1 protein-coding gene is annotated in these 8,540 nt (G+C 71.3%); it reads left to right on the forward strand.

The window, feature by feature from the left end; all coding sequences use genetic code 11:
* Positions 1-8,540 (forward strand): amino acid adenylation domain-containing protein (locus ACZ4UX_RS36850; protein ID WP_465709851.1); only part of this gene is annotated, 8,540 nt, incomplete at both ends.

Genomic DNA, 8,540 nt, shown 5'->3' on the forward strand with positions numbered 1-8,540 from the left:
CTCCCCGACGGCACCCTCGAAACCCTCGGCCGCATCGACAACCAGGTCAAGATCCGCGGCTACCGCATCGAACTCGGCGAAATCGAAGCCCGCCTACGCGAACACCCCCACATCACCGACACCGTCGTCACCGTCCGCGAGAGCACCAACGGCGAGAAGACCCTCGTCGCCTACCTCGTCACCGACACCGTGATCGATGCTCCGGTACTGCGCGCCGAACTCGCGGACAAGCTCCCCGAGTACATGGTCCCGACCGCCTACCTGACGATCGACGCCATTCCCCTCACCGCCAACGGCAAGATCGACACCCGCGCCCTCCCCGCGCCGGACCTGGACGCGTTCGCCACCGGCGGCTACACCGCCCCCCGCACCCCCGTCGAGGAGCGCCTCGCCGCCGTCTGGGCCGAGGTGCTGGGTCTTCCCCAGGTCGGTGTCGAGGACAGCTTCTTCGACCTCGGCGGCGACTCCATCCGCGCCGTCCGCCTGGTCGGAGCCCTGCGCGCCGCCGGCTACGACGTCACCATCCGCGACGTCTTCCAGCAGCGCACCATCACCGCCATGGCCACTGCTCTCCCCGGCAACGGCACCGGCGAGTCCCTGATCACCGCCGTCCAGCCCTTCGCCCAGATCTCGGACGAGGACCGCAAGGCCCTCCCGGCCGACATCGTCGACGCCTACCCGCTCTCCCAGATCCAGACCGGCATGCTCGTCGAGCTGATGTCCACGGAGAACGAGCACGTCTACCGGAACATCAACTCCTCGCGCATCCCGGACCCCCACCCCTTCGATGCCGAGGCCTTCCGCCGCGCCGCCGACCTCGTGGTCGCCCGGCACGACATCCTGCGCACCTCCATGCACCTGGACGGCTACAGCCAGCCCCTCCAGCTCGTCCACGCCGACGTCGAGATCCCGGTCGCCATCCACGACCTGCGCGGTCTGAGCCAGGCCGCGATCGCCGAGCAGGCCCGCGCCTACGTCGAGCAGGAGAACGGCACGGGCTTCGAGCTGACCACCGCCCCGCTGATGCGGTTCGCGGCGCACGTCGAGTCCGAGCGGGCCTGGCGCCTGACGGTCAGCCACCTGCACGTGATCACCGACGGCTGGACCATCAACTCGCTGCTGATGGAGTTCCTCAGCACCTACCAGGCGCTGCGGGACGGCCTTGAGCCGGCGGCCCACGAGGTGCCGTCGGTCCGCTACGCCGACTACATCGCCGCCGAACAGGACGCGCTCTCCGACCCGCAGACCCAGGAGTTCTGGCAGCAGGTCGTCGACACCCACAGCCCGCTGGCCCTGCCCGCCACCTGGGGCGGCGAGCCGGGCGAGTCCGTCACGGCCCGGGTCCCGTTCGCGGACCTGGAGGACGGCCTGCGCAAGCTCGCGACCGAGGCGAAGACCTCGCTCAAGAGCGTCATGCTGGCCGCGCACCTCAAGGTGCTCGGGAGCCTCACCGCCGAGGACGCCTTCCACACTGGCGTCGTCTACCACGGCCGCCTGGAGGCACCGGGCGCCGACCGGGTCTTCGGCATGCACCTCAACACCCTGCCGTTCCCGACGGCTCGGGGCGCGAAGACCTGGCGCGAACTGGTCGAGCGGACCCATGCGACGGAGACCGCCATCTGGTCCCACCGCCGCTACCCGCTGCCCGCCGTCCAGCGCGCCGCCGGGAACAGCGACCTGATCAACGTCATGTTCGAGTTCCAGGACTTCCACCAGGTCGACACCGACGCGGTGGATGTCGAGGCCTCGCTCAACCAGGGCACCACGGAGTTCGCCCTCAACGCGATCGCCAGCGGTGGCGCCGTTCAGCTTGGCGGGTCCTCGGAGTTCTTCACCGCGGCGAACCTGGAGCGGCTGGGCGCCATGTACCGGTCGGTCCTGGAGGCCATGGCCGCCGACGCCGACGGCGACGCCCGCGCCGCCCACCTCCCGGCCGACGAACTCTCCCGACTGCTCGACACCTGGAACACCTCCGTCGAGCAGCCGGTCGAGGACTGCGTCCACGAGCTGTTCACCGCCCAGGCCACCCGCACCCCCGACGCCATCGCCCTCACCAGCGGCTCGTCCCACCTCACCTACGCCGAGCTGGACGAGCGCGCCAACCGCATCGCCCACCACCTCATCGCGCTGGGCGCCGGCCCCGAGCGGATCGTCGGCCTCTCCCTGGAACGCGGCCCCGACCTCATCCCCGCCCTCCTCGGCATCCTGAAGTCCGGCGCCGCCTACCTCCCGCTCGACCCGGCCAACCCCGCCGACCGCCTCGCCTACATGCTGGCCGACGCCAACGCCGACCTGCTCGTCACCCACTCCGCGCTCGACGAGCTGCAGTTCACCGGCACCCGCGTGTTCGTCGACACCCACGCCGCCGAGATCAACGCCCGCCCGGCCACCGCACCCGTGACCGGCGTGCGTCCGGACAACCAGATCTACGTCATCTACACCTCAGGCTCCACCGGCCTGCCCAAGGGCGTCAGCCTCACCCACGCCAACGTCGCCCGCCTGTTCACCGCCACCCGCGACCAGCTCGCCCTCGCGGCGAACGACGTCTGGGCCCTGTTCCACTCCTACGCCTTCGACGTCTCCGTCTACGAGATGTGGGGCGCCCTCCTCCACGGCGGCCGCCTCGTCGTCGTCCCCACCATGGTCGCCCGCTCCCCCCAGGACATGGCCGACCTGCTCACCACCGAGCAGATCACCATGCTCTGCCAGACCCCCTCCGCGTTCCGCTCCCTCGCCACCACCCTCACCACCGGCACCGACACCACCGGCACCCTCGCGCTGCGCGCCGTCGTGTTCGCCGGCGAACGCCTCGACGTCACCGAACTCACCGACTGGACGAGCACGTTCGGCTGGAACAACCCGGCGCTCGTCAACATGTACGGCCCCACCGAGACCACCGTCTACGCCACGTTCCACCAGGTCACCCCCGCCGAACTCACCGGCCCCCGCCGCAGCGTCATCGGCACCCGCCTCACCGACCTCACCATCCACCTCCTCGACCCCGCCGGACACCCCGTCCCCATCGGCGTCCCCGGCGAACTCCACGTCGGCGGCCCCGCCATCGCCCGCGGCTACCTCAACCGCCCCGAACTCACCGCCGACACCTTCCTCCCCGACCCGTTCGGCCCGCCCGGCGCCCGCCTCTACGCCACCGGCGACCTCGCCCGCTACCTCCCCGACGGCACCATCGACTACCTCGGCCGCATCGACAACCAGATCAAACTGCGCGGCTACCGCATCGAACTCGGCGAAATCGAAACCGCCCTCACCACCCTCGACCACATCCACCAGGCCGTCGCCATCGTCCGCGACGACACCCTCCTCGCCTACCTCGTCACCGACGACACCGGCGTCGACCTCACCACCGTGCGCCGCGAACTCGCCACCACCCTCCCCGAATACATGATCCCCGCGGCGTTCGTCACCCTCGACGCCATCCCCCTCAACAGCAGCGGCAAGACCGACCGCCGCGCCCTCCCGACCCCGAACCTGGACGCCTTCACCACCGGCGGCTACACCGCCCCCCGCACCCCCGTCGAGGAACGCCTCGCCGCCGTCTGGGCCCAGGTCCTCGGCCTGCCCCAGGTCGGTGTCGAAGACAGCTTCTTCGACCTCGGCGGCGACTCCATCCGCGCCGTCCGACTCGTCGGCGCCCTCCGCGCCGCCGGCTACGACATCACCATCCCCGACGTCTTCCAGCAGCGCACCATCACCGCCCTCGCGGCCCGGATCGGTGACGGCACCGGCCACTCCCTCATCACCGCCGTCCAGCCCTTCGCCCTCATCGGCGACGACGACCGCGCGGCCCTCCCGGCCGACATCGTCGACGCCTACCCGCTCTCCCAGGCGCAGACCGGCATCCTGGTGGAGGTCATGTCCGCGGTCGACCGTGCGGTCTACCACAACATCGACTCCTTCCGGCTGCCCGACCCGCAGCCGTTCGACGCCGAGGCCTTCCGCCGCGCCGTCGACACGGTGGTGGCCCGGCACGACATCCTGCGCACCTCGATGCACCTGGACGGCTACAGCCAGCCCCTCCAGCTCGTCCACGCCGCCACCGAAGCCCCGATCGCCGTCCACGACCTGCGCGGTCTGACCGAGGCCGAGGTCACGGAGCGTGCGCTCGCCTACGCCGAGGAGGAGCGGGCCCGCGGGTTCGAGCTCACGACGGCTCCGCTGCTGCGGTTCGCCGCACACGTGGAGTCCGACCGGGCGTGGCGCCTGACGATCAGCCACAACCACGCGGTCAGTGACGGCTGGACGCTCAACTCGCTGCTGATGGAGCTCCACGGCGCCTACCGGGCACTGCGGGACGGCCTTGAGCCGGCGGCCCACGAGCCGGTTCCGGTGCGCTATGCCGACTTCGTCGCCGCCGAGCAGACCGCACTCTCCGACCCGGCGACCCAGGCCTTCTGGCAGCGCGTCGTCGACGCCCACAGCCCGCTGGTCCTGCCCGCCACCTGGGGCGGTGAGCCGGGCGAGCGCCTCGGGGTCCGGGTGCCGTTCGCGGACCTGGAGGACGGCTTGCGCAGGCTCGCGGCCGAGGCGAAGACCTCGCTCAAGAGCGTCATGCTGGCCGCCCACCTCAAGGTGATGGGCAGCCTCACCTCCGAGGACGCCTTCCACACCGGCGTCGTCTACCACGGCCGCCTGGAGGCCCCCGGCTCCGACCGGGTGCTGGGCATGCACCTCAACACCCTGCCCTTCCCGACCGACCGGGGCGCGAAGACCTGGCGCGAACTGATCGAGCGGACCTACGCGACGGAGACCGCCATCTGGTCCCACCGCCGCTACCCGCTGCCCGCCATCCAGCGCGCCGCCGGCAGCTCCCGCGACCTGCTCACCGTCCTCTTCGACCACCACGACTTCCACCAGGTCGACACCGACTCCGTCGATGTCGAGGCCACCATGGCGGGCGGTTCGAACGAGTTCGCGCTGATGGCGATCCCGCAGGGCGGGCACATCAACCTGAGCAGCTCGACGGAGTACTTCACCGCGGCGAACCTGGAGCGGCTGGGCGCCATGTACCGGTCGGTCCTGGAGGCCATGGCCGCCGACGCCGACGGCGACGCCCGCGCCGCCCACCTCCCGGCCGACGAACTCTCCCGACTGCTCGACACCTGGAACACCACCGTCGAGCAGCCGGTCGAGGACTGCGTCCACGAGCTGTTCGCCGCCCAGGCCGCCCGCACCCCCGACGCCATCGCCCTCACCAGCGGCGCGTCCCACCTCACCTACGCGGAGCTGGACGAGCGGGCCAACCGCATCGCCCACCACCTCATCGCGCTGGGCGCCGGCCCCGAGCGGATCGTCGGCCTCTCCCTGGAACGCGGACCCGACCTCATCCCCGCCCTCCTCGGCATCCTGAAGTCCGGCGCCGCCTACCTGCCACTCGACCCGGCCAACCCCGCCGACCGCCTCGCCTACATGCTGGCCGACGCCAAGGCCGACCTGCTCGTCACCCACTCCGCCCTCGACGAGCTGGAGTTCACCGGCACCCGCGTGTTCGTCGACGTCCACGCGGCGGAGATCAACGCGTGCCCGGCGACCCCGCCGGTCACGGACGTGCGTCCGGACAACCAGATCTACGTCATCTACACCTCGGGCTCCACCGGCCTGCCCAAGGGCGTCAGCCTCACCCACGCCAACGTCGCCCGCCTGTTCACCGCCACCCGCGAGAACTACCACTTCGGCCCCACCGACGTGTGGCCGCTCTTCCACTCCTACGCCTTCGACGTCTCCGTCTGGGAGATGTGGGGCGCCCTCCTCCACGGCGGCCGACTCGTCGTCGTTCCCTCCGCGATCGCCCGCTCCCCGCACGACATGCTCAACCTGCTCACCACCGAACAGGCCACCATCCTCTGCCAGACCCCCTCCGCGTTCCGCACCCTCACCCAGCTCGCCGCCGACAACGACCCCCGGATCGACGAACTCGCCCTGCGTGCCATCGTCTTCGCCGGCGAACGCCTCGAAATGACCGAACTGCGCCCCTGGACCGACCGCGTCGGCACCCAGCACACCGCACTCGTCAACATGTACGGCATCACCGAGACCACCGTGCACTCCACCTACCACCGCATCACCGACACCGACGTCACCCGGACCGCCCACAGCCCCGTCGGCTCCCCGATGGACGACACCGCCATCCACCTCCTCGACGCCCGGGGACACCTCGTCCCCACCGGCGTCCCCGGCGAGATCCACGTCACCGGCCCCGCCGTCGCCCGCGGCTACCTCAACCGCCCCGCACTCACCGCCGAACGCTTCCTCCCCAACCCCCACGGACCCGCCGGCTCCCGGCTCTACCGCTCCGGCGACCTCGCCCTGCGCCTGCCCGACGGCACCCTCGAATCCCTCGGCCGGATCGACAAGCAGGTCAAGATCCGCGGCTACCGCATCGAACTCGGCGAGATCGAAGCCGCACTCACCCAGCACCCCACCGTCCGCCAGAGCGTCGTCACCGTTCGCGACAGCCACACCAACGGCGAGAAGATGCTCGTCGCCTACGTCGTCCCGGCCACCGGCACCGTCCTCGACACGACCGCCCTCCGCACCCACCTCGGGACCTCACTGCCCGAGTACATGGTCCCGGCCGCGTTCGTCACCCTGGACACGATTCCGCTGACCACCAACGGCAAGGCCGACACCCGCGCCCTCCCCGCGCCCGACCTGGACGCCTTCAGCACCACCGGCTACACCGCCCCGCGTACTCCGGTCGAGGAGCGCCTGGCGGCGGTCTGGGCCGAGGTGCTGGGTCTGCCGCAGGTCGGTGTGGAGGACAGCTTCTTCGACCTCGGCGGCGACTCCATCCGCGCCGTCCGCCTGGTCGGAGCCCTCCGCGCCGCCGGCTACGACATCACCATCCCGGACGTCTTCCAGCAGCGCACCATCGCCGCCATGGCCATCGCGGTCGGTGACGGCACCGGCGAGTCCCTGATCACCGCCGTCCAGCCCTTCGCCCTGATCGGCGCGGACGACCGCGCGGCCCTCCCGGCCGACGTCGTCGACGCCTACCCGCTCTCCCAGATCCAGACCGGCATGCTCGTCGAGATGCTCGCGGCACAGGGCGGCAGCACCTACCGGAACATCAACTCGTTCCGCCTGCCGGACGCGTTGTCGTTCTCGCCGGACGTCCTGCGCCAGGCCGTCGACACGGTGGTCGCCCGGCACGACATCCTGCGCACCTCGATGCACCTGGACGGCTACAGCCTGCCCCTCCAGCTCGTCCACGCCACGGCCGAGGTCCCGATCACCACGCACGACCTGCGCGGACTGACCGAGGCCGAGGTCACGGAGCGCACGACCGCCTACGTCGAGCAGGAGCGGGCGACGGGCTTCGACCTGACCGCCGCCCCGCTGCTGCGCATCGCCGCACACGTCGAGTCGGACCAGAGCTGGCGCCTGACGTTCAGCCACATTCACGCCGTCACCGAGGGGTGGAGCTACCACACCCTGGCGATGGAGATCGTGACCCTCTACCGCAGTCTGCGAAGCGGCGAGGAGCCGACCGCCTACGAGGTGCCGGCGGTCCGGTACGCGGACTTCATCGCCGCCGAGCAGACCGCGCTGGCCGACCCGGCCACCCAGGCCTTCTGGCAGCAGCTCGTCGACGCCCACAGCCCGCTGGTCCTGCCCGGTTCCTGGGGGGAGGGCGAGCGCCACGGGAACGAGCGCCACGGCGTCCCGGTCCCGTTCCTGGACCTCAAGGACGGACTGACCCGACTGGCCGCCGCTGCCAAGACCTCGCTCAAGAGCGTGCTGCTGGCCGCGCACCTCAAGGTGCTCGGCAGCCTGACGGCCGAGGACGCCTTCCACACCGGCGTGGTCTACCACGGCCGGATGGAGGCACCGGGCGCGGACCGGGTGCTCGGCATGCACCTCAACACCCTGCCGTTCCCGACGACTCGGGGCGCGAAGACCTGGCGCGAACTGGTCGAGCAGACCTACGCGACGGAGACCGCCATCTGGTCCCACCGCCGCTACCCGCTGCCCGCCGTCCAGCGCGCCGCCGGCAGCTCCGGCGATCTCGTCTCGATCCTCTTCGAGTACCTGGACTTCCACCTCGTCGACGACGGCCCCATCGACACCGATGGCTCGCTGGGCGACGGCGCCAACGAGTTCGCCCTCAACGTGCTGGCCCGCCCGGACCGGGTGAACCTCAGTGCCCCGACCGCCGTGGTGGGTCGGGAGTGGCTGGCCGTGCTGGGTGAGCGTTACCGGCTGGTGCTGGAGGCGATGGCCGCCGACCCCAACGGCGACGCGACCCTCTCCCACCTGCCCGAGACCGAGCGCGCCCAGCTCACGACCTGGGCCGCAGGCGACCCGGTCGACTGGCCGCAGGGCCTGACCGTCGACCTGATCGAAGCCCAGGCCGCCGTGACTCCGGACGCCGTTGCCGTCATCGCCGGGGATGTCCGCCTCAGCTTCCGCGAGGTCGACGAGCGCGCCAACCGCATCGCCCACCACCTGCTCACCCTCGGCGCCGGACCGGACGTCCTCGTCGGCGTCTGCCTGGAGCGCGGCCCCGACCTCGTCCCCAC

It is taken from the genome of Kitasatospora sp. NPDC028961, from assembly GCF_055564815.1.